27 protein-coding genes are annotated in these 26,843 nt (G+C 75.1%); 14 read left to right on the top strand and 13 right to left on the bottom strand.

Annotated elements, in window-relative coordinates; translation table 11 throughout:
• The 3 genes from AB0D08_RS22670 to AB0D08_RS22660 all read left to right on the top strand — a co-directional run bounded on the left by AB0D08_RS22670 (position 1) and on the right by AB0D08_RS22660 (position 5,540).
• Positions 1–1,800: a DNA polymerase Y family protein gene (locus AB0D08_RS22670; protein WP_359891093.1), complete on the top strand. Its 1,800-nt coding sequence runs from the start codon at positions 1–3 to the stop codon at positions 1,798–1,800.
• 68 nt (positions 1,801–1,868) lie between these two features.
• The gene (locus tag AB0D08_RS22665) at positions 1,869–5,111 is read left to right on the top strand and encodes an error-prone DNA polymerase (protein ID WP_359891090.1); all 3,243 of its coding nucleotides are present in this window, start codon (positions 1,869–1,871) and stop codon (positions 5,109–5,111) included.
• A 63-nt stretch (positions 5,112–5,174) separates the two neighbouring features.
• Positions 5,175–5,540 carry a hypothetical protein gene (locus AB0D08_RS22660; protein WP_359891088.1) on the top strand — a complete coding sequence of 122 codons (366 nt, stop codon included), beginning with the start codon at positions 5,175–5,177 and terminating at the stop codon, positions 5,538–5,540.
• Here the strand turns inward: AB0D08_RS22660 and AB0D08_RS22655 are convergent.
• Both AB0D08_RS22655 and AB0D08_RS22650 read right to left on the bottom strand, forming a co-directional pair.
• On the bottom strand, positions 5,503–5,697 hold the full coding sequence (locus AB0D08_RS22655; RefSeq protein ID WP_033825683.1) for a hypothetical protein: 195 nt from the start codon (positions 5,695–5,697) through the stop codon (positions 5,503–5,505). The two genes, AB0D08_RS22660 and AB0D08_RS22655, sit on opposite strands and share 38 nt — an antisense overlap.
• 177 nt (positions 5,698–5,874) lie before the next feature.
• Positions 5,875–6,651 carry an SDR family oxidoreductase gene (locus tag AB0D08_RS22650; RefSeq protein ID WP_359891085.1) on the bottom strand — a complete coding sequence of 259 codons (777 nt, stop codon included), beginning with the start codon at positions 6,649–6,651 and terminating at the stop codon, positions 5,875–5,877.
• A gap of 105 nt (positions 6,652–6,756) precedes the next feature.
• On the opposite strand from AB0D08_RS22650, the gene AB0D08_RS22645 reads away from it, so the two are divergent.
• Positions 6,757–7,671, top strand: a complete 915-nt coding sequence (locus tag AB0D08_RS22645) for a LysR family transcriptional regulator (protein ID WP_359891082.1) — start codon at positions 6,757–6,759, stop codon at positions 7,669–7,671.
• Here the strand turns inward: AB0D08_RS22645 and AB0D08_RS22640 are convergent.
• From AB0D08_RS22640 to AB0D08_RS22625, 4 genes are all read right to left on the bottom strand, one after another.
• Positions 7,661–8,353, bottom strand: coding sequence for an aspartate/glutamate racemase family protein (locus tag AB0D08_RS22640; protein ID WP_359891080.1), 693 nt, complete (start codon positions 8,351–8,353; stop codon positions 7,661–7,663). The two genes, AB0D08_RS22645 and AB0D08_RS22640, sit on opposite strands and share 11 nt — an antisense overlap.
• Before the next feature lie 4 nt (positions 8,354–8,357).
• Positions 8,358–9,068: a hypothetical protein gene (locus AB0D08_RS22635; protein WP_359891077.1), complete on the bottom strand. Its 711-nt coding sequence runs from the start codon at positions 9,066–9,068 to the stop codon at positions 8,358–8,360.
• Positions 9,055–10,320, bottom strand: coding sequence for a 2-isopropylmalate synthase (locus AB0D08_RS22630; RefSeq protein ID WP_359891075.1), 1,266 nt, complete (start codon positions 10,318–10,320; stop codon positions 9,055–9,057). The genes AB0D08_RS22635 and AB0D08_RS22630 overlap by 14 nt, the downstream gene beginning before the upstream one ends.
• 116 nt (positions 10,321–10,436) lie before the next feature.
• A complete protein-coding gene (locus tag AB0D08_RS22625) occupies positions 10,437–11,219 on the bottom strand; it encodes a TIGR03084 family metal-binding protein (RefSeq protein ID WP_033823817.1) in 783 nt (260 codons plus the stop codon).
• A gap of 72 nt (positions 11,220–11,291) precedes the next feature.
• Here AB0D08_RS22625 and AB0D08_RS22620 point away from each other — a divergent pair, with 72 nt between their 5' ends.
• On the top strand, positions 11,292–12,026 hold the full coding sequence (locus tag AB0D08_RS22620; protein WP_149038497.1) for a LuxR C-terminal-related transcriptional regulator: 735 nt from the start codon (positions 11,292–11,294) through the stop codon (positions 12,024–12,026).
• A gap of 14 nt (positions 12,027–12,040) precedes the next feature.
• Here AB0D08_RS22620 and AB0D08_RS22615 read toward each other — a convergent pair whose 3' ends face one another.
• Together AB0D08_RS22615 and AB0D08_RS22610 are read right to left on the bottom strand one after the other, a co-directional pair.
• Positions 12,041–13,573 (bottom strand): AMP-binding protein, encoded by a 1,533-nt coding sequence (locus AB0D08_RS22615; RefSeq protein ID WP_033823816.1) that lies wholly within the window; start codon positions 13,571–13,573, stop codon positions 12,041–12,043.
• Positions 13,574–13,686: 113 nt separating this feature from the next.
• On the bottom strand, positions 13,687–14,472 hold the full coding sequence (locus tag AB0D08_RS22610) for a class III extradiol ring-cleavage dioxygenase (RefSeq protein ID WP_359891070.1): 786 nt from the start codon (positions 14,470–14,472) through the stop codon (positions 13,687–13,689).
• A 120-nt stretch (positions 14,473–14,592) separates the two neighbouring features.
• On the opposite strand from AB0D08_RS22610, the gene AB0D08_RS22605 reads away from it, so the two are divergent.
• Both AB0D08_RS22605 and AB0D08_RS22600 read left to right on the top strand, forming a co-directional pair.
• The gene (locus AB0D08_RS22605; protein ID WP_033823814.1) at positions 14,593–15,057 is read left to right on the top strand and encodes a MarR family transcriptional regulator; all 465 of its coding nucleotides are present in this window, start codon (positions 14,593–14,595) and stop codon (positions 15,055–15,057) included.
• 134 nt (positions 15,058–15,191) lie between these two features.
• Complete coding sequence (locus AB0D08_RS22600) at positions 15,192–15,704, top strand: protein phosphatase (RefSeq protein ID WP_033823813.1); 513 nt, start codon at positions 15,192–15,194, stop codon at positions 15,702–15,704.
• A gap of 25 nt (positions 15,705–15,729) precedes the next feature.
• Here the strand turns inward: AB0D08_RS22600 and AB0D08_RS22595 are convergent, their stop codons facing one another.
• Positions 15,730–17,271, bottom strand: a complete 1,542-nt coding sequence (locus AB0D08_RS22595; RefSeq protein ID WP_359891066.1) for a PucR family transcriptional regulator — start codon at positions 17,269–17,271, stop codon at positions 15,730–15,732.
• 393 nt (positions 17,272–17,664) lie between these two features.
• Between AB0D08_RS22595 and AB0D08_RS22590 the strand changes: the two genes are divergently transcribed.
• Complete coding sequence (locus AB0D08_RS22590; RefSeq protein WP_359891063.1) at positions 17,665–18,123, top strand: molybdopterin-dependent oxidoreductase; 459 nt, start codon at positions 17,665–17,667, stop codon at positions 18,121–18,123.
• Between the two features lie 139 nt (positions 18,124–18,262).
• Positions 18,263–18,787, top strand: coding sequence for a GNAT family protein (locus AB0D08_RS22585; RefSeq protein ID WP_359891060.1), 525 nt, complete (start codon positions 18,263–18,265; stop codon positions 18,785–18,787).
• A 62-nt stretch (positions 18,788–18,849) separates the two neighbouring features.
• Here AB0D08_RS22585 and AB0D08_RS22580 read toward each other — a convergent pair whose 3' ends face one another.
• On the bottom strand, positions 18,850–19,269 hold the full coding sequence (locus AB0D08_RS22580) for a TOBE domain-containing protein (RefSeq protein ID WP_033825027.1): 420 nt from the start codon (positions 19,267–19,269) through the stop codon (positions 18,850–18,852).
• A 237-nt stretch (positions 19,270–19,506) separates the two neighbouring features.
• Here AB0D08_RS22580 and AB0D08_RS22575 point away from each other — a divergent pair, with 237 nt between their 5' ends.
• Entirely contained in the window at positions 19,507–20,268 is a 762-nt protein-coding gene (locus AB0D08_RS22575; protein ID WP_359891058.1) for a pirin family protein, read from the top strand.
• A 28-nt stretch (positions 20,269–20,296) separates the two neighbouring features.
• On the opposite strand, the gene AB0D08_RS22570 is transcribed toward AB0D08_RS22575, so the two are convergent.
• Together AB0D08_RS22570 and AB0D08_RS22565 are read right to left on the bottom strand one after the other, a co-directional pair.
• Complete coding sequence (locus AB0D08_RS22570; RefSeq protein WP_359891056.1) at positions 20,297–21,733, bottom strand: NAD(P)/FAD-dependent oxidoreductase; 1,437 nt, start codon at positions 21,731–21,733, stop codon at positions 20,297–20,299.
• A gap of 74 nt (positions 21,734–21,807) precedes the next feature.
• Positions 21,808–23,328: an APC family permease gene (locus AB0D08_RS22565; RefSeq protein WP_359891053.1), complete on the bottom strand. Its 1,521-nt coding sequence runs from the start codon at positions 23,326–23,328 to the stop codon at positions 21,808–21,810.
• 137 nt (positions 23,329–23,465) lie between these two features.
• Between AB0D08_RS22565 and AB0D08_RS22560 the strand changes: the two genes are divergently transcribed.
• A complete protein-coding gene (locus tag AB0D08_RS22560) occupies positions 23,466–24,098 on the top strand; it encodes a TetR/AcrR family transcriptional regulator C-terminal domain-containing protein (protein ID WP_033825034.1) in 633 nt (210 codons plus the stop codon).
• 98 nt (positions 24,099–24,196) lie between these two features.
• Here AB0D08_RS22560 and trxA read toward each other — a convergent pair whose 3' ends face one another.
• Entirely contained in the window at positions 24,197–24,586 is a 390-nt protein-coding gene (trxA, locus tag AB0D08_RS22555) for a thioredoxin (RefSeq protein WP_033825023.1), read from the bottom strand.
• Between the two features lie 202 nt (positions 24,587–24,788).
• On the opposite strand from trxA, the gene AB0D08_RS22550 reads away from it, so the two are divergent.
• The 3 genes from AB0D08_RS22550 (at position 24,789) to AB0D08_RS22540 (ending at position 26,766) form a co-directional block, all read left to right on the top strand.
• Positions 24,789–25,367: a hypothetical protein gene (locus AB0D08_RS22550; RefSeq protein WP_359891049.1), complete on the top strand. Its 579-nt coding sequence runs from the start codon at positions 24,789–24,791 to the stop codon at positions 25,365–25,367.
• A gap of 191 nt (positions 25,368–25,558) precedes the next feature.
• Complete coding sequence (locus AB0D08_RS22545) at positions 25,559–26,095, top strand: sigma-70 family RNA polymerase sigma factor (protein ID WP_051814129.1); 537 nt, start codon at positions 25,559–25,561, stop codon at positions 26,093–26,095.
• Positions 26,092–26,766 (top strand): zf-HC2 domain-containing protein, encoded by a 675-nt coding sequence (locus AB0D08_RS22540; RefSeq protein WP_359891047.1) that lies wholly within the window; start codon positions 26,092–26,094, stop codon positions 26,764–26,766. Before AB0D08_RS22545 ends, AB0D08_RS22540 begins: the two co-directional genes overlap by 4 nt.
• Positions 26,767–26,843: the final 77 nt, after the last annotated feature.

Raw genomic sequence — 26,843 nt, 5'->3', positions numbered from 1 at the left:
ATGACCGGTACGCAGCAGGTCACGACCGGGGGGCGGGAACCGGGAGCGCCCCGGGTCCTGGTGGTGTGGTGCCCGGACTGGCCGGTGGTCGCCACCGCCCCGGACGCCGGTGACGACGGCCCGGTGGCGGTGGTCGAGGCGGGCAAGGTGCTGGCGTGCTCGGACGAGGCCCGGACCGCCGGGGTACGGCGCGGACAGCGGCTCAGGCTGGCCCAGCGGCTCTGCCCCGGGCTCCGGCTGCGGGACCGGGACCCCCAGGCCGAGACCCGCCGCTTCGAACCGGTGATCGCCGCGGTGGCGGCCTTCACGCCCCGGGTCGAGGTGCTGCGCCCGGGCATGTGCGCGATCCCGGTGAAGGGCCCGGGCCGCTACTTCGGCGGGGAGGAGTCCCTGGCGGCCCAGGTGCACGCGGCGGTGGCGGCCACCCTGGCCCGCGGCTGGGAGGAACCCGCCCGCGGCCCGGAGCCCCCGACCCCTGTTCGAACACCCGGCCCCGAACCGGAGCCGGACCCCGGACCGGAGCCCGACCCCGAACCGGACCCCGATCCGGACCCCGGGCCGGTGCGGCCCGCCGGCCCGCCGCCGCGCAGCCATGTCGGGGTCGCCGACGGCCTGTTCGCGGCCGCGCTCGCCGCCCGGGCCGGGGTGCTGGTCCCGGACGGGCGGACCGCCGAGTTCCTGGCCCCGTACCCGGTGGCGGCGCTCGGCGACGCGGCCCTGGCCGAGCTGCTGACCCGGCTCGGGATCGGGACCGCCGGAGCCTTCGCCGCGCTGCCCGCCGCCGCCGTGGCCGACCGCTTCGGCCCGACCGGGACGGCCGCGCACCGGCTGGCCCGGGGGCTGGAGGCCCGCCCGCTGGCACCCCGGCCCGAGGGGCTCGACCTCACCGCCGAGCAGCTGTTCGACCCGCCGGAGCGGCTGGCGGAGCCGCTGGTGTTCGTCGCCAGGGGACTGGCCGAGCAGTTGCACGCCCGGCTCGGCGCGGCCGGCCTGGCCTGCCGCCGGGTCTCGGTCGAGGTGAGCTGCGCCGACGGCACGTCGGCGGCCCGGCTCTGGCGGCACGAGGGCCGGCTGTCCGCGGCCGCCCTCGCCGAACGGGTCCGCTGGCAGCTGCAGGCCTGGCAGTCGGCGGGGACCTTCGGGGACGACGCCGTGACGTCCGGGTTCACCGCGCTGCGGCTGGTCCCCGACGAACTGGTGCCCGACCGGGGCCGGCAGTTGGCGCTGTGGGGCCAGGCCGTCGCCGAGGACCGGGTGGAACGGGCCGTCGCCCGGGTGCAGTCGCTGCTCGGGTACGCGGGGCTGCGCCGGGTCGACCCGGCCGGCGGCCGGGGCCCGGCCGACCAGGTGGCCCGTACCCCCTGGGGCGAGGCACCCCCACCCGGCGCCTCCCCGCACGGTGCCTCCCCATCCGCTGCCCGCCCGACCGGCACCGCCGGCCCCGGCACCACCAGCACCACCGGCCCCGGCGCGCCCGCACCCTGGCCGGGCCGGCTGGAGGACCCCTCGCCCACCGTGGTGCCGCGCACCCCCGTACCGGTGGAGGTGCTGGACGCGGCCGGACGGCCGGTCACGGTCAGCGGCCGGGCCGAGGTGTCCGCCGCACCGGCCCGGCTGCGCCTGGCCGGCCGCCCGCTCCCGGTGACCGCCTGGACCGGCCCCTGGCCGGCCGTCGAGTACTGGTGGGACCAGGCCCGGGCGCGGCGCCGGGCCCGGTTCCAGATCGAGGTCGGGGACGGCCGGGCGCTGCTGCTCACCGTGGAGGGCGGGCGCTGGTACCTGGAGGGCACCTACGACTGACATCCGCCGGCTGCCGGGGGGCGAGCGGCACCGGACCACCCCGAGACGACGACGGAGCACCACCCGCGATGGGATTCACCAGTCACCCCACGCTCCCCTGGAGCGAACTGCAGCGCCGGATGACCGGCGCGGCCGACGGCAACGTCCTGCCGCTGCGCCGCCCGGCACCGGGCCCGCAGCCACCCGCCGTCCCGGCCGCCCCGCCGCCGCAGCCGGGACGCCGTCCCGGGGGCACCGTCCCGTGGGCCGAACTGCACACCCACTCCGCCTTCAGCTTCCTGGACGGCGCCAGCGACCCCGAGGCGCTGGCCGAGGAGGCGGTCCGGCTCGGGATCGAGACCCTCGGCCTGACCGACCACGACGGTCTGTACGGGGTGGTCCGGCTGGCCGCCGCCGCGAAGGGGACCGGCCTGGCCACGGTCTTCGGGGCCGAACTCTCGCTGGGCCCGGACGAGCACCTGCTGGTGCTCGCCCGCGACCCCGAGGGGTACCGCCGGCTCTCCGCCGTGATCAGCGCCGCCCAGCTCAGGGGCGGCGCCAAGAACCGCCCCGCGTACCGGGCCGACGAGCTCGCCGAGGCGCACGGCGGACACTGGGCGGTCCTCAGCGGCTGCCGCAAGGGCCGGGTCCGCCGCGCGCTGGCCGAGACCGGCGAGGACGCGGCCGAACGCGAACTGCGCGCGCTGGCCGAGACCTTCGGCCGGGGCAACGTCTTCGTCGAGCTGACCGACCAGCGGCTGCCCGGCGACGACCCGCGCAACGACCGGCTGGCCGCCCTCGCCGCCCGGACCGGACTGCCGGCCGTCGCCTCCAACAACGTCCACCACGCCGCCCCCGCACAGGCCCGGCTGGCCCAGAGCCTGGCCGCCCTGCACGACCGCCGCACCCTCCAGGACGCGGCCGGCTGGACCTTCGCCGCCGGCACCGCCCACCTGCGCTCCGGCCGCGAGATGGCCGCCCGGCTGGCCCGCTTCCCGGGCGTGCGGGAGACCACCGCCGAACTCGGCCGGACCTGCGCGTTCGACTTCGGCGGCCTGAAACCCGAACTCCCCGGCTTCCCCGTCCCCGACGGCGGCACCGAGGCGGGCCACCTGCGCGACCTGGTGGCCGCCGCCGGACCGGCCCGCTTCGGCGCGGGCAACCGGCCCGCCCTCCAGCAACTGGCCCGCGAACTCGACGTGATCGAAGAGCTCGACCTGGCCGGGTACTTCCTGATCGTCCACGACATCGTCGAGTTCTGCCGGGAGCAGGACATCTGGTGCCAGGGCCGCGGCTCGGCCGCCAACTCCGCCGTCTGCTACGCCCTCGGGATCACCGCCGTCGACCCGGTCCACTACGGCCTGCTGTTCGAACGCTTCCTCAGCCTGGAACGCGACGGCCCGCCCGACATCGACCTGGACATCGAGAACCGCCGCCGCGAGGAGGTCATCCAGTACGTCTACCGCCGCTACGGACGCGAGCACGCCGCCCAGGTCGCCAACGTGATCACCTACCGCCCCCGGCTGGCCCTGCGCGACGCGGCCCGGGTGCTCGGCTACCCGATGGGCCAGGTCGAGGCCTTCACCCGGCAGGTCGACTTCCACTCCACCCCCGCCCCGGACGCCGTCATCCCCGCCGACGTGCTCGACCTCGGGCAGCAACTGCACGGCCTGCCCAGGCACCTGGGCATCCACTCCGGCGGGATGGTGCTCACCCGCGAGCCGATCGGCGAGGTCTGCCCGGTCGAGTGGGCCCGGATGCCGGGCCGCTCGGTGCTCCAGTGGGACAAGGAGTCCACCGCCGGCGCCGGCCTGGTCAAGATCGACCTGCTCGGCCTCGGCATGCTCGCCGCCCTGCACGACGCCTGCGACCTGATCGCCGAACACCACGGCGACCGCTACGACCTGGCCGGCGTCCCGCCCGACGACCCGCAGGTGTACGAGATGCTCTGCCGGGCCGACACGGTCGGCCTGTTCCAGGTCGAGTCACGCGCCCAGATGGCGACCCTGCCCCGGCTGCGCCCGCGCGAGTTCTACGACCTCGTGGTCGAGGTCGCGCTGATCCGCCCCGGCCCGATCCAGGGCGGCTCGGTCCACCCGTACCTGCGCCGCCGGGACGGCGTCGAGGCCGCCGACTGCCCGCACCCGCTGATGGAGAAGTCCCTCGGCAAGACCCTCGGGGTGCCGCTGTTCCAGGAGCAGATGATGCAACTCGCCATCGACTGCGCCGGGTTCAGCCCCGCCGAGGCCGACCGGCTGCGCCAGGCGATGGGCGCCAAACGCTCCCACCAGCGGGTCGCCGAACTGCGCACCCGGCTGCTGGCGGGGATGGCCGGGCGCGGCATCCCGCCGGAGGTCGCCGAGGACGTCTACACCAAGATCGAGGCCTTCTCCAACTACGGCTTCCCGGAGTCGCACGCGATCAGCTTCGCCCACCTGGTCTACATCAGCGCCTGGCTCAAGTACCACTACCCGGCCGCGTTCACCTGCGCCCTGCTGGCCAACCAGCCGATGGGCTTCTACTCGCCGCTCAGCCTGATCGCCGACGTCCGGCGGCACGGCGTGCGGGTGCGCGGGGTCGACGTCAACGCCAGTGCGGCCGGGCCGACCCTGGAACCCGAGCCGGAGCCCTCCGCCCCGCCGCCGCTCACCGCGGGCAAGCCGCAGCCCGCGATCCGGCTCGGCCTGGCCACCGTCCGGGGGCTCGGCCTGCCGCAGGCCGAGGCGGTCGCCGCCGGGCAGCCGTACGCGGACCTGGAGGACTTCGCCCGCCGCAGCGGGCTGTCCGCGCCGCTGCTGGAGGCGCTGGCCACCGCGGGAGCCTTCGGCTGCTTCGGACTGGGCCGGCGTCAGGCCCTGTGGCTGGCCGGGGTGTACGCCACCGCCGACCCGGGCACCATCCCCGGCACCACGCCCGGCGGCACCGCGCCCGCACTGCCCGCGATGACCCCGGTCGAGGAGACCATCGCCGACCTGTGGGCCACCGGTTCGTCCGCCACCAGCCATCCGATGCAGCACCTGCGGGCCACCCTGCGCCGGGCCGGCGCGCTCACCGCTGCCGAACTGCACGCCACCGCGCCGCACACCCAGGTGATGGTGGGCGGCCTGGTGACGCACCGCCAGCGGCCGCCCACGGCGGGCGGAGTGCTCTTCCTCAGCCTGGAGGACGAGACCGGCCTGATCAACGTGATCTGCAGCCGCCCGGTCTGGGAGTCCCAGCGCCGCACCGCCCTCGACCGCGCCGGGCTGCTGGTGCACGGCCAGGTCGAACGCGACCACGGCGCCACCAACCTGGTGGCCACCCGGCTGGTCCCGCTGCGGATCGGGGCGTGAGCGACGGGCCGGCCCGCGGCGGTGGGTAGGGTCGGGCGGGTCGCCGACCGGAAGGGGAGAACGGTGCGCAGACTGCGCAGGCTGGCCTTCGACGGGCACGAATTCCACTGGACGGGGCGGATCGGCCACCTGCGTGACGCGGCCGGCGTGCGGCGCTGCGTGCACCTGCGGGTGCGCAGCGGCAGGCAGGGCAGCCTGCTGGCCGTCGCCCTGGTCTCCGTGCCGTCACCTCCGCTCCCCTGGGGAGCGGCCACCGACGGTTCGTACCCGACGCCGCGCGAGGTGCGGACGGTCGTCGAACTCGCCCTGGCCGAGGGCTGGCAGCCGCTCGCCCGGGGCGGCCCCTTCGAGTTGCGCACGCTGCGGCTCCCCGGCTGGGAGCTCCCGGCGCTCAGCGGGCGTTCCAGTGCGCCGCCTGGGCGAGGCTGACCAGCATGCCGTTGACGGTCGGGGCCACCCCGGTGGAGGCCAGCAGGAAGCCGAACGCGACGGCGACCAGCGCGGTGGGGACGGTGGAGCGCTGGGCGCGGAGCAGGAAGACGAGCAGGACACCGAAGAAGACGACGGCGGAGATCGAGACGATCATGGGCGGTCCTTCCTTGGTACGGTCGGTCCCCGGGTTTCTCACCGGCGCACGCCGTGTCACACCCCGACGGCCCGCGCACCACTCCGGTGGACCAGTCCCACCGCCCCCGCGCCCGGCGCGCGGCCGGGCCGGGGCGGCGCGCCGGCCCCGGCCCGCGCCGGGCGCGAGCGCGGCCCCTCAGGCCCGCCCGGTGACGTAGCCGCCGTCGACCCGCAGCACGTGGCCGGTGGTGAAGGCCGCGCCCGCCAGGTACAGCACCGCGTCGGTGATCTCGGAGACCTCGCCGACCCGGTCGAGCAGGGCCAGGCCGCCGTAGGCGTCCACCTCGGAGCCCTCGTGCAGCGGGGTCCGGATGATCCCCGGGGCCACCAGGTTGACCCGGATCCGGTCGGCCGCCAGCTCGGCGGCGAGACTGACCGTCAGGGCGTGCACGCCGCCCTTGCTGACCAGCGGCGCGGAGGCGGGGAAGCCGCCGACCGCGTGCTCCACCAGGACGGTGCCGATGTTCACCACGCTGCCGCCGCCGCCCTGACGGCGCAGCTGCCGCACCACGGCCTGGGTGGTCAGGTAGGTGCCCTTGAGATTGCCGGTCAGGAAGCCGTCCAGCTCATCCTCGGTGACCTCGGTGAAGGGCTTGGCGGCGAACGTGCCGGCGTTGTTGACCAGGACGTCGACCCGGCCGAAGCGCTCCACGGCGGCGCGGACCAAGGCCTCGCCGGTCGCCGCGGAGCCGATGCCGCCCACCACCTCGGCGACCCGGTCCGGCTGCCCGAGCAGGGCCGCGGCCTTGGCGAGCCGCTCGGGGTCGCGGCCGTTGAGCACCACGTTGGCGCCCTGGGCCAGGAAGCCGCGGGCGACGTCGAGGCCGATGCCGCTGGACGAGCCGGTGACGACGGCGGTGACGGCCCCGGCCCCGGTGGTGGTGGCGGTGGTGGTGGATACGGCTGTGGACATGGTGGAACCTCCGTCGATTCGGTGCGCGGTGTGATGTCTCAAACCGTAGGTTCGCGCCGAACATAACTCCACGACATGTTTTGGAGCATCAGATAACCTGGAGTTATGGATGTCGATCTGCGCGACCTGGAACTGCTCGACACGGTGGCCGACGCCGGCTCGCTCACCGCCGCCGCCGAGGTCCTCTACGTCAGCCAGCCCGCCCTCAGCCAGCGGCTGACCAGGATGGAGGACCGGCTGGGCGTCCAGCTCTTCGACCGCCAGGGGCGCCGCCTGGTGCCCAACGCGGCCGGCCGGCGGATGCTGCTGGCCGCCCGTCAGGTCTTCGCCGAACTTGACGCGGCCACCCGGGACCTGCGGGAGATGCGGGACGGCCGCAGCCGCCGGGTGCGGCTCGCCGTCCAGTGCAGCACCACCTTCCAGTGGCTGCCCCCGGTGATCCGCGGCTTCCGGGAGCGCTGCCCGGACAGCGAGGTGCGGATCGAGTCGCTCCCCGGCGACGCCCTGATCACCGCCCTGCTGGAGGACCGGCTGGACGTCGCGCTGATCACCAAGCCGGACCCGCAGATGGACCGGGTCGACCTGCTCCGGCTGTTCGAGGACGAGATGGTCGCCGTGGTCCCCGCCGCCCACCCCTGGGCGGCCCTGCCGTACCTCACCGCGCGCGACTTCGACGACGCCCACCTGGTGCTCTACGACCTCTACGACCAGAGCCGGATCCCCGCCACCCCGCTCCCGATCCCGCACGGCGCCCGGCCGGGCCGGATCACCACCATGCCGGTGATCACCGACCTGGTGATCGAGATGGTGGCGGGCGGCCAGGGCGCGAGCGTCCTGCCCGGCTGGGTCGCCGCGCCGTACGTCGCCTCGCACGGCCTGGCCCTGGTCCGGATCGGGGCGGAGGCGATGTCCCGCACCTGGTACTGCGCCACCCGGCCCGGCGCCCGGCCAGCCCTGGTCCAGGCCCTGGTGGAGGAGCTCACCGAGCGGCTGGGCAAGCCCGTCGCGGTCAGTCCTTGAGCGCCCGCTCCACGGCGGCCCGCGCGTGCAGGCTGGTGGTGGCGAACACCGGGACGGGGCTGTGCTCGGGGCCGATCAGCAGCTCGATCTCGGTGCAGCCCAGCACGATGCCCTCCGCCCCGGCCGCGACCAGGTCCGCGATCACCCGTTGGTACGCGGCCCTGGACTCCTCCCGGACGACACCCCGGCACAGCTCCTCGTAGATCACCCGGTGCACCTCGGCCCGCCCGGCCGCGTCCGGGACCAGCACCTCGAGGCCGTGGCCGGCCAGCCGGTCCCGGTAGAAGTCCTGCTCCATGGTGAACGCCGTGCCCAGCAGCCCGACCTTCCGCAGCCCGGCCGCCAGCACCGCCTCGGCGGTGGTGTCCGCGAGGTGCAGCAGGGGGACATCGACCGCGGCCGCGACCTGGTCGGCCACCTTGTGCATGGTGTTGGTGCAGATCAGCAGCAGGTCGGCGCCGGCCGCCTCCAGCGACCTGGCGGCCGCGGCGAGCACCTCGCCCGCCTCCGCCCACCGCCCGGCCACCTGCAGCCGTTCGATCTCCGCGAAGTCGACCGAGTACAGCACGCACTTGGCCGAGTGCAGGCCGCCCAGGCGCTCCCGCGTCAGCACGTTCAGCAGGCGGTAGTACTCCGCCGTGGATTCCCAGCTCATGCCGCCGAGCAGCCCGATCGTCCTCATCGCCTCACTCTGGCACACCCGGCCGGGGCCGCCCGCGGCCGGTCCCGGGGCTCCCGGCGGCCGCCGGGTCGCCCAGCCGGCGCAGGTAGGCGGCCGGGTCGGGGCAGTGCGCCGCGTCCTGCGCGCCCCGCCGGACGAGCTCCAGCCGCCCGTCCGCGGCGATCCGCAGCATGGTGGTGGCGGCGTGCGGGCGGCCGGGGTCGCGCAGTGCGTCGCCGTCGAGCACCGGGGCGTGCCCCCCGAACATCGCCGCGGCCGCCGCGGCGGTCGCGGCCGGGGGCAGACCGGTGCGGTTGGCGCTGCTGACGTACAGCCGCGGGTGGTCCGCGAGCAGCCCGGCCAGCGGTGCCCAGCGGGCGCCGAACAGCAGGGCGTGGCCGTCGCGGACGGCCGGCGCGATCCAGTCCGGCGCCGCGGCGCCCGCCCGCAGCGGGACGAGCAGGGTCACCAGGTGGCGGCGCAGCAGCACGGTGGCCGACCCGACCGCCGCGGGGGTCAGGTCCAGGGCCGGCGCGAGGCCTTCCCAGGCGGCCTCGGCGTGCACCCAGGCGGCGACCTCCTGCCCGGCCGGCCGGCCCTTGGCGGTGTTCACGGCGTACGGGGTGGTGGCCGCGACGACGTAGGTCAGCGGGCTGGGGTTGGGCAGCACGGCGGCGCGGCCGCCATCCAGGGCGCGGCGGGCGGCGGCGGCGCCGGGCAGGTCAGGATCGGGCATCGGGGGTGGCTCCGGTCGGGCGGCGGGCGGCGGTCAGGCCGTCCAGGTAGGCGGCGAAGTCGGCATCCGGGACGACGGCCCGGTTGTCCCGGTAGGCGCGGTCCTTGACCCAGGCCAGGGCGGCCGCCGTCGCCTCCCGGTCGAGCCGGTGCCCGAGTCGTTCGGCCACCGCGCGGACCACCCGGCCGCTGGCGAGCTGGGTGAGGACCACGGTCGGCCGTACGCCGAGCAGGTGCTCCGGGTCGTACGGCTGGAAGGTCGCGGGGTGGGTGAACGGCGTGCCGGTGGAGATGGTGCCCACGCCGGTGCCCACGATCGGGGTGGTGACCGTGAGGGGGACACCGGTCTCGGCCGAGACCATCCGCGCGATGCCCGGCAGCCGGGTCAGGTCGGGCTCGCTCCACCAGGGCCGGCAGCCGGCGCCGAGGACCGCTTCGGCCTTGGCGGGGTCGTGGGCGAGCAGGAAGAGCAGCTGTTCGGTCGCCACCATCCCGCTGCGCTCGGCCATCCCGAGCCAGGAGCAGGCCGCGACCCGTACCCCGCTCTCCAGCGCGGCCAGGGTGTTGGCGAGACCGAGGCCGAGGTCGTTGTGCAGGTGGGAGACCAGCACCGGGTCCGGGCCGGCCCCGGCCGCGACCCGGGCGAACAGTGCGCGGGCCTGGCCGGGCAGCAGGTCCCCGACGGTGTCGGCCAGCACCACCGTCCCGGCGCCCGCGGCGGTCATCGACCCCGCGTACTCGGCGACCAGGCCAGGGTCCGCCCGCGGCGCGTCGACCAGGCAGACGTCCACGGCCACCCCGTCGGCCCGGTCCACGGCCGACTTGACCAGGTCGAGCCCGTCGGCCAGGGCCTCCCGCGCACCGCGGTGCACCAGCGCCCGGGCGGTCGCCTCCGAGGCGGCCACGATCACCATCACCCGGGCGTGCGCCGCGCCCTGAACGGCGGACAGCGCCAGCCGGACGTCCTGCTCGGTGCCCCGGCAGACCGCCGCCGGGCTCACCGACCCCTCGGCCTCCAGCGCGACCCGCCGGGTGGCCTCGTACTCCTGCACGCACACCGAGGGGAAACCGGCCGCGAACACCACGTGCCGGGGCCCGTCCGCACCGAACACCGCCCCCTGCGCGCGGGCCAGGCGCACCCGGAACTCCGCGCTCATCAGGGTCTTGGCCTGCGCGCCGTCGCGCGGCGACTCCTCGAACAGCACCACCCGGCCGGCCCGGGCCGACTCCCGCACCACGTCGATCCCCGACATCCGTGCCACCTTCCGCAGGGCGGGGCCCGCGGGCGCCACCGAGTGATCAGTCGGAGACGGAGCGTAGAGCAGCCGGGGCGGGACCGGCGAACCGGCGGGTGGGCGCCGGCGGTCCGTCAGGCCTGCGGTGCGCGTCCCGCGCCGGGCGGTCCGGCGAAGGTCTGGGCGACCGGCAGCCAGGCGCGGGCCGTCGGGCCGGCGGCGACGAGCGCCAGGTCGTCCGGGTGGCGCCGCTGGGTGACCAGCAGGCAGAAGTCCAGCGCCGGGCCGCTGATCCGGTCCGCCGCGTCCGGCGGCCCCCAGGTCCACGGTTCGCCGGAGGGCGCGACCAGCTCGACCCGGACCGGCCGGTCCGCGGGCAGGCCGTGCAGCGAGAGCGCGAACCCCATGGTGCGCACCCCGAGGTGGGCGACGTGGCGCAGCCGATCGCCCGGCTCCCGGACGACGCCGAGCGCGTCCGCGACGTCCTGACCGTGCGCCCAGGTCTCCATCAGCCGGGCGGTGGCCATCGACGGCGCCTTCATCGGCGGCCCGAACCACGGCAGCTTGACGTCGGCGGGCACGGCCGCCAGGGCCGCGGCCAGCCGGTCGCGGCCGTCCCGCCAGCGGCCGAGCAGCTTCGCCGGGTCCTCGCCGACGCCTTCGGCGGCGCCCTGGTCGACGGCGTCGTAGCCGGCCGTGAACTCCCGCTGCACGGCCGACCCGAACTCCTCCGGGTCGGTGGCCGCCAGCAGCGACCAGCGGTCCGTCCAGGCGAGGTGGGACAGCTGGTGCGCGATGGTCCAGCCGACGGCCGGGGTCGGGGTGGCCAGCCCGTCCGCGTCGAGTCCGGCGACCAGTGCGTCGAGTTCGGCGCTCTCCGCCCGCAGGTCGGCCAGCAGGGCGTCCAGCTGTGTCATGTCGTGTGCTCCTCGGTGGGTGGATGGTCCGCGGGACTCCCCAACTCCCGTGACCCGTGTGACAATCGCCCGGTGACCGCGGCGATGGAGTCCATTCCTACCCGGGCGTGCGAGGTCGACGCCCGGGCCGCCGAACTGGTCCGGCAGGCCGTGCTCGGTGATCTGGCCCGGCGGGTGGTCGACGAGTGCGGTGCCGACGTCGGCCTGGTCGGCGTCCCGGACCGGCCCGAGCGGCCGGGCCGGATGGTCCTGCGGCACTGGTCCGGGACCAGGGCCGAGCTGCTGCACGGCCTGGACGTGCCGGTCGGCACCGGGCTCGGCGGCCGGGCGCTGGCCGAGCTGACACCCACCTGGGTGCCCGACTACCGGGCCGCCACCACCATCTCGCACCAGTACGACGCCGCCGTCTGCGCCGAGGACCTGTACACCATGCTCACCGTGCCGCTGGTGCACGGCCGGGCCGTCCACGGCGTGGTGTACGCCTCGCTGCGGGCGGTGGTCCCGCTCGGCGACGTGCGGATCGGTGCGGTCGCCCGGCTGGCGGCGGCCGCCACCCGGGCGCTGGCCGGGGCCGCCGCCTGGTGCGAGGCCCCGGATCCGGCGGCGCTGCCGGTCCGGCTGACGCCGCGCGAGCTGGAGGTGATCCGGTGGGCGGCGACCGGCCGGACCAACCCGGAGATCGCCGGCCACCTCGGCCTGACCAGCAACACCGTCACCGGCTACCTGAAGAGCGCCATGCACAAGCTCGGCGTCCGCAACCGGGTCGAACTCGCCCTCGCCGCCCGCGACGTCGGCCTGGCCGGCTGACCGCCGGCCCGGCCTCAGTTGACCTGGCGGTCGCGCCCCTGCCAGTACGGCTCCCGCAGCCGGAACTTCTGCAGCTTGCCGGTGGCCGTCCGGGCGAGCGAGTCCCGGATCTCCACCGAGGTGGGCGCCTTGTAGCCGGCCAGCCGCTGCTTGCAGTGCGCGATCAGTTCGGCCTCGTCCGCGGTGCAGCCTTCGCGGAGCACCACCAGGGCCTTGACCGTCTCGCCCCACTTCTCGTCGGGCACCCCGATCACCGCGGCCTCGGCGACCGCCGGGTGGCCGTAGAGGCAGTCCTCCACCTCGATCGAGGAGACGTTCTCCCCGCCGGAGATGATGACGTCCTTCTTGCGGTCCGAGATGGACAGGTAGCCGTCGGTCAGGGTGCCGCCGTCACCGGTGTGGAACCAGCCGTCGCGGATCGCCTCGCGGGTGGCGTCCGGCTGCTGCCAGTAGCCCTCCAGCACGACGTTGGAGCGCACCAGCACCTCGCCCTGGCCGTCCACCCGCACCTGGCTGCCGAGCGCGGGCGCGCCCGCCCGGACCAGCCGCTCGGCCCGTTCGGCGGGCGGCAGGGCGTCCCACTCGGCCCGGGTGCGGTTGGCCGTCACCAGCGGGGAGGTCTCGGTGAGCCCGTAGATCTGCATGAACTCCCAGCCCAGCTCGCTCTCGATGCGCTGCACCATCGAGGTGGGCGGGGGAGCGCCGGCCACGATCATCCGCACCCGGTCCCGGCCGGGGACCGGCCCGTCCCACTCCGCCGCCGCGTCCAGCACCATCGCGGCCACCGCGGGCGCCCCGGACAGGAAGGTCACCCCGTGCCGCTCGACCCGTCGCAGGATCTCCGCGCCGTCCACCTTGCGCAGCACCACGTGCCGGGCGCCGAGCCCGGTCAGCGCGAACGGCAGTCCCCAGCCGTTGGCGTGGAACATCGGCAGGGTGTGCAGGTAGACGTCGCGGTCGCTGGCGCCGAAGTGCAGGCCCATCAGGACGGCGTTGAGCCAGAGGTTGCGGTGCGTCAGCTGGACGCCCTTGGGGCGTGCGGTCGTCCCGCTGGTGTAGTTGATCGTCGCGGTGTCCGACTCGGCGACCTCGTACGGGACCGGTTCCCGGTCGAAGTCGTACAGCTGGGCGTCGCTCTCCGCGCCCAGCACGAAGCGGTGCCGGACCGCGATCCCGGCCAGCGCCTCGTCCAGCTCCGGGTCGACCAGCAGCACGGAGGCGCCGCTCTGCTCGACGATGTACGCGACCTCCTCCGCCTTCAGCCGGAAGTTGACCGGTACCAGTACCCGGCCGTGGCCGCTCACCCCGAACAGCGAGGTCATCAGGCGGGCCGAGTTGTGCGACACGATCGCGACCCGCTCGCCCGGGCCCACCCCGAGCCGGTCCAGCCCGGCGGCCTGGGCGCGGGCCAGTTCGGCCGTCCGACGGTAGGTGACCTCGCCCCAGGAGGCGGCCGGCTGGTCGGGTTCGTCGACGATCCCGACCCGGTCGCCGTAGACCTGCTCGGCGCGGTGGAGGAAGTCCAGCACGGAGAGTGGAGTCTGCATGCCGTCACTCTGCCCGTCCGGTCCGGGCCGCGGACACCCCCGATCGGGGGTATGACCCGAAGGGACCACTCGCCCGGCCGCTGCGCCCGGCCCGGGTGGTCCGTACGGGCCGCTCAGCCGCCGAGTTGGACCGAGCGCTTCGCGAGGCCCATCCAGAAGCCGTCGATCACGCTGCGCTGGCTGCCGAGGTCGGCCTCGGCGGCGCCGAGGGTGACGAAGAGCGGGGCGAAGTGTTCGGTGCGCGGGTGGGCGAGGCGCCCGGCGGGGGCCTTGTGCTCGAAGTCGAGCAGCGCGTCGAGGTCCTGCGCGTCGAGGGCGCGGCGGCCCCAGTCGTCGAACTCCGCCATCACCGAGGAGACCCGGCCGTCCGTGCTGAGCGCCCGCAGGTTGTGGGTGAAGAAGCCGCTGCCGACGATCAGTACGCCCTCGTCGCGCAGCGGGGCTAGCCGGCGGCCGATCTCCATCAGCCGGCGCGGGTCGAGGGTCGGCAGCGAGATCTGCAGCACCGGGACGTCCGCCGCCGGGAACATCTCCACCAGCGGCACGTACGCGCCGTGGTCCAGGCCCCGGTCGGGGATGTCGTGCACGGGGGTGCCGGCGGTGCGCAGCAGCTTGCGGACGCTGTCGGCGAGCGCGGGGGCGCCGGGGGCGGCGTAGGTCACCCGGTAGTACCGCTTGGGGAAGCCCCAGAAGTCGTACACCAGCGGGGTGGCCGTGGTGGCGCCGAGCGCGAGCGGGGCCTCCTCCCAGTGGGCGGAGACCATCAGTACGGCCGTCGGCCGGGGGAGGGCGGCCGACCAGGCGGCCAGCTGGCCGGGCCACAGGGGGTCGTCGGCGAGCGGCGGCGCGCCGTGCGAGAGGTAGAGCGCGGGCATGCGCCCGGGGGTGGCGGTGCTCATCGGGGTTCTCCTCCGGCGGGGCGGCGGGCGGTGGTTCCGAGTCCGATGGTTCAAATTTGAACCTTATGGTTCCGAAGGTACACCCGAGTTCGAATTTGAACAACAGAGTACGATGCAGTCATGGACGAACCCCGATGGCTGAACGAGCGCGAGATGGCCGCCTGGCGCGGGTTCGTCGCGGCCACCAACCTGGTCGCCCGCCACCTCGAACGCCAGCTCAAGGAGGACGCCGGACTCTCGCACACCCAGTACGAGATCCTGGTCCAGCTCTCCGCCGCCCCCGGCGGCTCCCTGCGGATGACCGACCTCGCCGACCGCCTGGTCACCTCCAAGAGCGGCCTGACCTACCAGGTCACCCAGCTGGAGAAGGCCGGGCTGGTCGGCCGCCGGTCCTGCGCCAGCGACGTCCGCGGTGTCTTCGCGGAGATCACCGACGCCGGCTGGGAGACGCTGCGGGCGGCCGCCCCCGGCCACGTCGCCGCGGTCCGCGAGGCGCTGATCGACGTCCTCACCCCCGACCAGCTGACCGCCCTCGCCGACAGCCTCGGCACCGTCACCGACCGGCTGCGCTCCACCGACCGCTGACCCGGCCCGCCCGCATCTCCCCGGCACCGTACGGGCCTTGCGGCGCGCCCCGCCGGGAACCAGGGTGGTCACCGCGGCGTTGACCCCGGCGGACGGCCCGTCAGGACGGGCGACCCGCGGCGAGAGGGCGGACCATGAGGACCCGGCAGCGAGACCGCGACATCCAACCGCCCAGGGCGCCGTGGAGCGAGATCCGGCCCGGCCTGTGGATCGGCGGCCACTACTGGTTCGACCCGGCGGGTGAGATGCGGCCGGTCGTGGTCGAGGACGAGTTCGACCTGGTGCTCAGCCTGTTCGCCCGGCCCGGCCACGGGCCCGCCCCCGGGGTCGAGCACCACCTCGGCGAGATGCCCGACGCACCGCTCGGCTCGCGCGAGCTGGCCCGGGTGCGCGAGCTGGCGGCGCTCGCCGCCGACGCCGTCCGGGGCGGCCGCACCACCCTGGTGCGCTGCCACTCCGGCTACAATCGCTCGGGCCTGGTGGCCGCCGAGACCCTGCGCCTGCTCGGCCACGGCATCCCCGAGGCGGTCGGCCTGGTCCGGCGCGGCCGCTCGCCCTGGGCCCTGAACAACGAGGTGTTCGTGCAGTACCTGGAGGTCGGCCTGGACATCGCCGCCCTGCTCACCGGCCTGGAGGAGCCGGTCTGAACCCCCGCCCCCACCCCCGGGCGGTTCAGCGGGCCGGCGGCGCGCACAGCAGCGCGGCCCGCAGGTCCATCCGGTCCTCCAGCCGCGCCAGGCTGCGCCCGGTCAGCTCCTCGATCCGGCGGATCCGGTAGTGCACCGTGTTGACGTGGATGTGCAGCGCCTCGGCGGTCCGCGACCAGGAACCGTCGTGGTCGAGGAAGGTGCCCAGGGTGCCCAGCAGCGACACGCCGTTCTGCCGGTCGTGCTCGGCCAGCGGGGCCAGCAGCCGGGTGTGGAACGCGGCGGTGACCTCCGCCGGGATGCCCCGCAACAGGGCCGCCAGCGAGCCGAGTTCGCCACTGCTGCCGACCGCGCCGCCGACCCGCGAGTCCAGCGCGTACCCGGCCTGCACCAGCGCCCCGCGCAGCGCGCCGGCCTCCGGCGGAACGCACGGCCCCACGCCCGCCCGCAGCAGCTGCCGGGCCGTCAGTCTGGCCTGCATGGCCGGCCAGGCCTCGCGCAGCGCGGCGGTCACCCGGGCCGCGGGCGCGGCCACCAGGCCGACCGCGCCGACCGTCCCGTGCGCCCCGGCCGGACCGCCCTGGCCCACCGGGACCTGCCCGGCCGCGCCCTCCGGGTCGCCCGGCCCGTACGGCGCCGCCGCGAACGGCGCCCCCAGCCGGTGCAGGGCGTCCGCGAGCGCGGCCGCCGCCCACACCGTCGAGCCGCCCTCGATCCGGACCGTGACCGGGGTCAGCGGTGCACCGTCCGGCAGCCCGCAGGCGCCGAGCGTGTCGGCCAGGCCCGGGCCGTCGTGCTGCAGCAGGTCCAGCACCCGCGCGGCGGTCTGCCGCTGGGCGGCGGCGGTGGCCCGGGCCCGGGTGGCGAGCGGCGCCAGCAGGTCGGCCAGGCCGTGCAGCACGGTCGCCGCGGCGGGCGTCGGCTCGGTGTGCGGCTGCAGCACCCAGCCGTCGAACGGCGAGTCGCCGGGCGGGCCGACCTGGACGCTGCCCCGGCTCCCGCCGCCCTCCGCCGAGGCCGCCAGGACCCGGCCGCCGCCGGTGAGGATCGAGCAGTCGGGCAGCCCGAGCCGGGCCACCGCGTGGCCGAGCAGGCCGGTCAGCGGCGCGTCGGAGTGCATCAGCCCGACCAGCTCCCGGCGGACCGCGTCCGGCACCGCCGCCACCCCCTGCGAGCGGGCCTGCAGATCACCCCAGAGTCGCAGGTAGATCCGGTCCGTGACGGCCCGGAAACTGGTGCCGGGCGGCACCGAGAGCAGCGGTATGCCGTGCGTGCGGCAGGCGCTCACCAGCGCCTCGGGCACGGTGCCGTGGGTGCCCTCCCCGGCCAGCAGTCCGGCCACCTCGGCGCTGCGCAGCGAGGTCGCGAAGCGGACCGCCGCGGCGGCGTCCCCGGGGCGCCACCACACCAGGCCGGTCAGCACCAGCTCGCCGGGCTGCAGGTACCGGGCCGGGTCCTGGAGGTCGGTGGAGGTCACCCCGGTGACCTGGCGGCCCAGTAGCTCGGGGGTGGCCCAGGCGACACCGATGTGCAGGCTGTCCAGCTCCAGCAGATCCCCGACGATCATGTCTCGCTCCTTGTGCTCCGCGCCGGACCCGTCCACCGCCTCCCATGGCGAAAGCAAGGGGCAGGTGCGCACAGGCATCGTAAATGCAAGGTAGCAAGGTGCAGCGACACCTTGTTCGATCATCCAGGGAACCCCCTGTGACCTGGTGCTCGGCACCAGTCGTCCGGCCAGTTGCGCCGGTGCTTGAATCGGGGCACCGGCCCCTCGGGGGTACGTCCGGACTCCTCACCGGACCGTTCGCCCGGGGGCCGGTCGGGCAGCGGTTGCCAGGCTGCCAGGTGGTTCTTCATCGCATCTGCGAGTGAAAGTTCACCCACGCACGGGTACCTGCGTGCACACGCGGGTACCTCCCCTCCCGGGCCGCAGCGGTGCGGCCCGGGAGGGAACGCGCCGATGAGCAGTCCTGCCGCAGCCCTGAACCGCCCGGCCACCGTCCACCTGCACGGGAGCCTCGCCGAGCCGCTCCGGCTGACCGTCGCCGAGCTGCGCGAGCTGCCCTCCCACCGGATCGAGGTCAGCTTCGACTGCCTCGGCAGCGGCGTCCAGCGCCACGGCTTCGAAGGTCCCAAGCTCTGGGACGTGCTGCGCACCGCCCGGCCGCAGATCGACTTCACCGGCCGCAAGCAGCGGCTCGGCCTCCTGCTCACCGTCACCGGGGCGGACGGGCACCGGGCCGTGCTGTCCTGGGCGGAGATCGACCCGGACTTCGGCGGGCAGCAGATCCTGCTGGCCACCAGCATCGACGGCGCCCCGCTCGACCGGACCGGCCCGCAGCTGGTCGTCCCCTCGGACCACTGCGGCGCCCGCTACATCAGCGGCATCACCGAGGTCTGGGTCGGCCCGCTGGCCTGAGCCGCCGCCGACCCGGCCGAGGCCCGCGGGGTCGTCGGCAAACCGGTTGAGCGCGGGGGCCGCCGGGTGTTGGGTGACCCGGGAGACCGGCACCCCCGCGGCCCCGCGGGCCCCGCCGGACCGAACCCGAGGAGAGCCCGTGATACCGGGAGAGCTGGTGCGGCTGCGCCCGATGGAACTGTCGGACGCCGAGGCGCTGTGGCGCTGGAACGGCGACCCGGAGGTGATGCGCTGGATGCAGGACGGCTACCGCCAGACCCTCGCCCGCGTCACCGCCTCACTGGCCGAGCGAGCCCGCAACAGCTACCAGGACGTCCTGTACGGCGTCGAGGCCCGGGCCGACGCCCGCCTGGTCGGCCTGGTGCGGCTGCACGGCGCCGAACCGGAGACCGGGATCGCCGAGATCGACGTCTACCTCGGCGAGAAGGACGCCTGGGGGCAGGGGTACGCCAAGGACGCGATGCGCACCATGTGCCGGTACGGCTTCCAGCAGATGCGGCTGCACAGGATCCAGCTGACCGTGGTCACCGAGAACCACGCCGCGGTGCACCTCTACCGGACGCTGGGCTTCGTGCAGGAGGGCCGGCTGCGCCAGGTCTTCCGCCGGGACGGCGAGTGGTACGACATGTTCACCATGGGCCTGCTGGAGGGCGAGCTGCGCTGAGGCGGTGTCCCTGCCCGGTACCGCGACCGCGCGGCGGCGGTACCGGGGAGGGGAGCGGGGTGTCAGGCGGAGGCGAGCGAGACCTCGGTCGACTTGATCAGCGCCACCACCGGGGAGCCCGCCCGCAGGCCGAGCTCGTCGGCGGCGTCGGTGGTGATCGCGGCGGTCAGCTCGGCGCCTTCGACCGAGATCTTCACCCCGGCCATCGCCCCGCCCTTGGCCACCTCGGTGACGGTGCCGGCCAGCTGGTTGCGGATGCTGACGCCGTTGACCCGGGCGGTCGCCAGGGCGACCTCGGTGGACTTCACCAGGGCCCGGACCGCGCTCCCGGTGTGCAGGTCGAGGTCCTTGACGGCGTCCACGGTGATCGCGGCGGTCAGCTCCTGCCCGCCGGCCACGGCCACCTTCACGGTGGCCATCACGGCGCCGGTGGAGATGGCGGTGACGGTGCCGGGGATCTGGTTGCGGATGCTCAGGCTCATGCCGTGCCTCGATTTCGTCGCTGGGAAAGTCGGGGGGAACCGGTGTTTCCGGACGTGCCACCGCCACTGTAGGCAGGGAGGAAGCCGCAGTTCGGCGTCGGTTCGCAGATGCCCGTCCGCGTCCCGCGCCGGGGGAGCGGATGCGAGGCCGGATCATCCGGGCGGCCCCGGGAATGACTCGGCCGCCGCTTTAGTTTAGGATTCAACAAGAGCAACGGAACACCGGAGGAGATCCAGATGGCAGCCACGATCGACCTGCGCCGCGCCGACGAGCGCTTCCACACCAGGACCGGGTGGCTGGACTCCCACCACTCGTTCTCCTTCTCGCGGCACTGGGACCCGGCCAACACCCACTTCGGGCTGCTGCTGGTCTCCAACGACGACGTGGTGGCGCCCGGCACCGGCTTCGACACCCACCCGCACCGCGACATGGAGATCGTCACCTGGGTGCTGGACGGCGCCCTGGTGCACCAGGACTCCGAGGGCCACAACGGCATCGTCTACCCGGGCCTGGCCCAGCGGATGAGCGCCGGCACCGGCATCCTGCACAGCGAGAAGAACGACTCCTGGACCCTCGACGGCTCGCCCGAGCACCGCAACCCGGTGCGCTTCGTCCAGATGTGGACCATCCCGGACGCGGCCGGCACGGTGCCCGGCTACGAACAGCTGGACATCAACGACCAGCTGGACCAGGGCGGTTGGACCACGCTGGCGTCCGGTATGCCCAAGCACTCCGCCCAGCGCGCGATCGGCATCCGGCAGAAGCACGCCGCGCTGCACGTCGCCCGGGTCCGGGCCGGCGAGACGCTGGAACTGGCCACCGCGCCGTTCGTCCACCTGTACGTGGCGCGCGGGGAGCTGTCCGTCGAGGGCGCGGGCCTGCTGGGGGAGGGCGACGCGGTCCGGATCGCCGGCGCCGAGGGCCAGCGGGTGACCGCCGGTCCCGAGGGCGCCGAGGTGCTCCAGTGGGAGATGGACGCCGCGGTGCAGATGGGCTGACCCGGCGCACCGGGACCGGAGCTGCTCCTCAGCCCTGGTCCCGGTAGCCTTCCAGCAGGCGCAGCCACACCTCGCTGACGGTGGGGAACGACGGCACCGCGTGCCAGAGCCGTTCGAGCGGCACCTCGCCGACCACGGCGATGGTCGCCGAGTGCAGCAGTTCGGCCACCGCGGGGCCGACGAAGGTCATGCCGACCACCACGCCGCGCGCCCGGTCGACCACCATCCGGGCCCGGCCGGTGTACCCGTCCGCGTACAGCGAGGCGCCCGCCACCGCGCCGAGGTCGTGGTCGACGGTGCGGACGTCCATCCCGCGCCGGGCCGCCTCGGCCGCGGTCAGCCCGACCGCGGCGGCCTCCGGCTCGGTGAACACCACCTGCGGCGGGCCGGCCGTGTCGGCCGTCGCGGTGTGCGCGCCCCAGCGCCCGGTGTCGGTCCGTTCGCCGCGGGCGCGGGCGACGATCGCCGCGCCGCAGATCCGGGCCTGGTACTTGCCCTGGTGGGTCATCAGCGCCCGCCGGTTGACGTCACCGGCGGCGTACAGCCAGCCGCCGGGCACCCCCCGGACCAGGCAGCCGTCGTCCACGGCCAGCCAGCCGCCGGGCTCGAGGCCGACCGTCTCCAGTCCGAGGTCGCCGGTGCCGGGGGTCCGCCCGACGGCGTACAGCACCTCGTCGGCGGTGAGCGATCCGCCGTCGCCGAGCCGCAGTTCGGCAGCCCCGTCGACCCGGCGGACCCCGGTGACCTCGGTCCCGGTGCGGACGTCCACCCCCGCGGCGCGCAGCCCGTCCGCGACCAGTTCCCCGGCGAACGGCTCCATCCGGCCCAGCAGCCCGTCGCCGCGCACCAGCAGGGTGACGTGGGCGCCCAGCGAGTTCCAGGCGGTGGCCATCTCCACCGCGACCACGCCGCCGCCGATCACCGCGAGCCGTCCGGGTACCCGCTCGGCGCTGGTCGCGTCCCGGCTGGTCCAGGGCCGGGCGTCGGCGAGGCCGGGGACCTCGGGCAGGGCGGCGCGGGTGCCGGTGCAGACCGCGACGGCGTGCCGGGCGGTCAGCAGCCGGTCGCCGACCCGCACCGCCCGCTCGCCGGCCAGCCGGCCGTGGCCGCGGACCAGTTCGATCCCGGCCGAGCGGAGCCAGGCGACCTGGTCGTCGTCCTTCCACTCGTCGGCGGCGTCGTCCCGCCGGGTGAGCACGGCCGCCGCGTCCAGCGGGCCCGGGTCGGGGACACCGGCCACCGCGCGGGCGTGGGCCAGCGCGCTGCCCGGGCGCAGCAGCGCCTTGCTGGGCATGCACGCCCAGTACGAGCACTCGCCGCCGACCAGTTCGCTCTCCACCAGGACCGTCCGCAGCCCGGCGGCGGCGGTCCGGTCGGCGAGGTTCTCACCGGCCGGTCCGCCGCCGAGGACCACCACGTCGTACTCGTCGGCCCGTGCCACCGCCGACCCGGCCTGTGCGGACATGTGTACTCCCTCGACGTCGGACCTCGGCCTGCGCCTTCATCCTGCGTCGGGGCGCCGCCGCGGGCGAGCGGGCGTCAGAGCACGGCGGGCGCGGACTCGTCGGTGCCGGGACGCTCCGGGGCGGCGTCCCGCATCAGCCGCTGCGGGCGGCGCACCAGCAGGTAGCCGGTCCCGATCAGGGTCACCACGCCGGTGCCCAGCAGCGCGGCCCAGATCTGGTACCAGGGGGCGCCGGGCGGCGCCAGGATGGCGCGCGGCCAGCAGATGTTCACCACCTCGAGGCCGGTCCACAGCACCGCGAGCGCGTTCAGCGGGGTGCCCCAGCGGCCGTACGAGACGGCGCCGGCCGGGCGCCAGGTGCCGCGCAGCCGGACGATCAGGGCGGCCAGGCTGAGCAGGAAGAACGGCAGGAAGGTGGCGGCGGTGCCGAAGGTGATCAGGCTGCCGATCGCGGTGGACTCCAGGCCCAGCGGCAGGGCGGCGGCGCTGATCAGGGTGGCGGCGACCAGGCCGCCGATCGGCGCCTTGTGCCGGTTGACCTTGCGGACCCGGGACGCGAACGGGAAGACGCCGTCGCGGGCGAGCGAGTAGAGGCCGCGGGCCGCGCCGCCCTGCGAGGCCATCAGACAGGCGGTGAAGCTGACCAGCACCACCACCACGAAGGGCTTGTCGGCCCAGGAGCCGAAGCCGGAGGTGACGGCGGTGGTCACCGGGTCGAGGTCGCTCCCGGCGACGACGGCGGCGGGGTCGGGGTGGGCGAGCACCACCGAGACGGCGTTCAGGATCACGGCCGCGCCGACGCTCAGCAGGGCCCAGCGCATCGCGCGCGGCACCTGGCGGGCGGCGTCCTTGGTCTCCTCGGCGGTGGACACGCAGGCGTCGAAGCCGATGAAGGCCCAGCCACCGACCGCGACCACGGCGAGGAAGGACATCAGGCCGCCGGTGCCGGTGGCGGCGGGCGCGTCCAGGGTGTCGGTCAGCAGCCCGAGGCCGTGCTCCCGGTGGAACAGCACCAGCGCGAGGCCGACCAGCACCGAGGCGACGGCCTCGGCGGCGATGCCGAGCGAGACGATCCGCCGCAGCAGGTTGATCCCGTACGCGTTGACCAGCGTGCAGACCAGCAGGAAGGCCGCGGACACCAGCACCAGCCGGGCGGGTGTCGGGGTGGCGCCGAACAGCGCGAAGAACCAGGGCGCGGCCAGGTACGCCACCGTGGTGTTGGCGAACATCACCGCGAACTGCCACATCCAGCCGGTCATCCAGGCGAACGACGGCGGGGCCAGCCGGCGGCTCCACTGGTACGCGCCGCCGGCCAGCGGCCACTGGGACGCCAGCTCGGAGTAGACGCAGACCACCAGCAGCTGTCCGAGCAGGCAGATCGGCAGGGCCCACACCCAGGCGCCGCCGAACACGCCCATGCCGACCTGGGCGACCGCGTAGAGGCCGACCACGGGGGAGACGACGGCGAAGCCCATCGAGATGTTGCCGAGCACACCGAGGCTGCGGCGCAGCTCCTGCCGGTAACCGAGGGCGGCCAACTGGTCGCGGTCGGCCGCCGGGTCCGGGGCGTGCGCGCTGGGAGGGTTCTCGGTCATGTCCGGGCCACCTTGCCGTCGACTAAAACTAACTTTGTTAGTCGGGGACGGTAGCGGCTCGACGCGGGGGAGGGAAGAGGCCGACACCAGGATGTAACGTGACCGCGTCGACGGAACGGCGGAAGGACGGGCGGGGCGTGGGGCGACCGAGCAGGACACTGCTGAGCAGGGAGATCATCGCCAGGGCCGCCCTGGAGGTGACCGACGAGCACGGCGCCGACGGCCTCACCATGCGGGCCCTCGCCGACCGCCTCGGCGTGAAGGCGGCCTCGCTCTACAACCACGTCACCGGCAAGGACGAGCTCCTGGACGCCCTCGCCGAACTCGTCAACGAGGAGATCGACCTCACCCCGCTGGCCCGCGCCGACTGGCCGGCGGGCCTGGCCGAGTACGCCCGCGGCTACCGCGCGGTCTTCCTGCGCCACCCCAACACCATCGCGCTGCTCGCCCGCCGCCGGGTCGAGGCCGGCCGCCAGCTGCTCACCTACGACACCCTGCTCGCCGCGCTCACCCGGGCCGGCCTCACCCCCGCCGACGCGGCCGAGGCCGCCGCCGCCCTCGACTACCTGGTGCTCGGCTCGGCGCTGGAGACCTTCAGCGCGGGCTTCACCCGCGACGGCGCCGCCTACCGCCCGCGCTACCCGGCACTGGCCGGCGCCCTCGAGGCCGCCGCCGAACGCGGCCCCGGCCTCGACGACCGCGGGTTCGAGCTGGCCCTGCGGCTGCTGCTGGACGGCCTCGCGGCCCGCGCCGCCGCCTCCCGCCCCTGAACCCTCCCCCGCTCTCGGCCCGCGAACGGCCGAGCGGCGGAGGCCGGCTCTCGCCCCGGCCTCCGCCGCTCCGTCCTACCCCCGGGTACCGGGCCCGGTCAGCCCTGGGCCTCGGCCTTCGCCTTCTGCTCCGCCACGTTGGCGTGCACCTCGGCCATGTCCAGCTTGCGGGCCTGCGCGATCAGGTCCTCCAGCGCGGGCTCCGGCAGCGCCCCGGCCTGGGCGAAGACCAGCACGCCCTCCCGGATGATCGCCAGGGTCGGGATCGACTGGATGTCGAAGGCCGCCGCCAGCTCCTGCTGCGCCTCGGTGTCCACCTTGGCGAAGGTCAGGTCGCTGTGCCGCTCCGCCGCGCGCTCGTACACCGGCGCGAACATCCGGCAGGGGCCGCACCAGCCCGCCCAGAAGTCGATGAGGACGAACTCCTTGCCCTCGGGCCCTTGGACCAGCTCGTCGAAGTTGTCCTTGGTCAGTTCGACCGTGCTCATCGGTTTCTCCCTGCCCTTCGGTAGTGACTCGGTGGCGTCAACGGAGAGCCTGCCCGGTCTATTCCGAAAAAACTTTCCGACCCGTTGAACACGGACCCCGAATCGCTCGTATCCCTGGATGAGCGGGCACCGGGACAGGTGCCCCCGGGGGCACCACAGCCGCCCGAATCCTCAATCCGAAACGCCACGTGGGGGAATTGCCATGCCCAAGTTCAGCCGCACCGCCGCTCTCGCCGTCGCCTCGGTCGCCGTCGTCGGGCTCGTCACCGCCTGCGACCCGGAGACCTCCGGGTCGGGCAGCTCGTACGGTTCGTCCGCCTCGGCCCCCGCCCCCGCCGCCTCGTCGGGCGGCGCGCAGAACCCCGCCCCGGCGGACGGCGGCAAGAGCGCGCTGCAGACCGCCACCTCGGCCACCCTCGGCACGATCGTCACCGACGGCGCCGGCTTCACCCTGTACCGCTTCGACAAGGACACCGCCAAGCCGCCGATGTCCAACTGCAACGGCGCCTGCGCGACCACCTGGCCGCCCGCCGTCGCCACCGACACCCCGCAGCTCAAGGGCATCGACGCCAAGCTGGTCGGCACCGTCACCCGGGCCGACGGCAGCAAGCAGCTGACCCTGAACGGCTGGCCGCTGTACCGCTACGCGCCCGACACCAAGCCCGGCGACACCAAGGGCCAGGGCGTCGGCGGCACCTGGTTCGCCTCCACCGCGACCGGCGGGAAGGCCGCCGCGGCCGCCCCCAGCCCCAGCGCGAGCGACTCCGGCTACGGCTACTGACCGGGGGCGGGTGCGGCGCGGGCGCCCGCGCCGCACCCACTCCTGGTATCGACAGGAACGGCCCGTGACTTGAGGCCGTGGCCCGCACCGACCGACGGGAAAAAGCCGATAAAGGCCGACCCGTCTCGACCTGGAGGCAACGGGTGCGCAAGGATGGCACCGTGACCGACCTTCCCCGCGCCGCCGGACCCCTGTCCGGCGGCGGACCGCCGACTGGCCCGGGGCCGGACGAGGAGCTGATGCGGACGCTCTACCGCGACCACGCCGGCCCGCTGTTCGGCTTCGTGCTGCGGCTGGTCGCGGGCGATCGGCAGCGGGCGGAGGACGTGGTGCAGGAGACCCTGGTCAGGGCCTGGCGCAACATCCACCGCCTGGACGTCGACCACGGCTCGGTGCGGCCCTGGCTGGTGACGGTGGCCCGCCGGATCGTGATCGACGGTCATCGCAGCAGTCTGGCCCGGCCGCGCGAGGTCGACCCGTCACCGCTCGAACTGCTGCCCGCCGAGGACGAACTCGAAAAGGCGCTGCGACTGATGACCATCTCCGACGCGCTCGACGACCTCAGCCACGCGCACCGCGAGGTCATCGTCGCCACCTATCTGAAGGGCTGTACGGTCAATGAGGCGGCCGCCGAACTCGGCATCCCGGCAGGCACAGTGCGGTCCCGGATCTTCTACGCCCTGCGTGCGCTGAAGATCGCGCTGGAGGAGCGAGGAGTGACACCGTGACGTCGCATCAGGATGAGCACCTCGACGTCGGCGCGTACGTCCTCGGCGTCCTCGACCCCGCCGACCGGCTGCGGTTCGAGGCGCACCTGGCCGGCTGCCCGCGCTGCGCGGCGGAGATCGACGAACTCGGCGGCCTGGAGCCGCTGCTGGCCGAGCTGGTGGACGCCGGCCCGGTCCTGGAAGGCCCGGGCGACCAACTGCTCGGCCGGCTGGTGGACGAGGTCTCGGCGGCCCGGCGGCGCAGCCGTACCCGGCGCCTGGTCCTGGTCGCCGCGGCGGCCGTGCTGGTGGTCGGCGGCCCGGCCGTGACCTTCGCGGTGACCCAGCAGGACAAGCCTGCGGCCGTCGCGGTCCAGCAGTTCAGCGCGACCGACCCCACCACGGGGGTGTCCGCCACGGTCGGCGTCAGCCAGAAGAAGTGGGGCAGCCAGGTCAGCCTCGCACTGTCCAACGTGCCCGGGCCCAAGCAGTGCGACCTGATCGCGGTCTCGCGCGGCGGCGAGCGGCAGACCGTCACCAGCTGGTCCGTCCCGCCGACCGGCTACGGCGCCGACAGTGCGCTGCAGACCTCGGGCGGCGCGGCGCTGCAGCCCTCCGAGATCGACCACTTCGAGGTGCGGACGCTGGACGGGCAGCAACTGCTGGTCTCGGTGCCGCTGCACCGGGCGTGACGCCGTGGACGGCGCGGCCCCCGGCCCCGGCGACCGCACCCCGCTGCTGTCGGCGGGCGGCGTCGACGCCTCGGTGC

The sequence above is a fragment of the Kitasatospora sp. NPDC048540 genome (genome assembly GCF_040651175.1).
Taxonomy (GTDB): Bacteria; Actinomycetota; Actinomycetes; order Streptomycetales; family Streptomycetaceae; genus Kitasatospora.
This window is presented reverse-complemented; position numbering and strand designations above follow the sequence as displayed.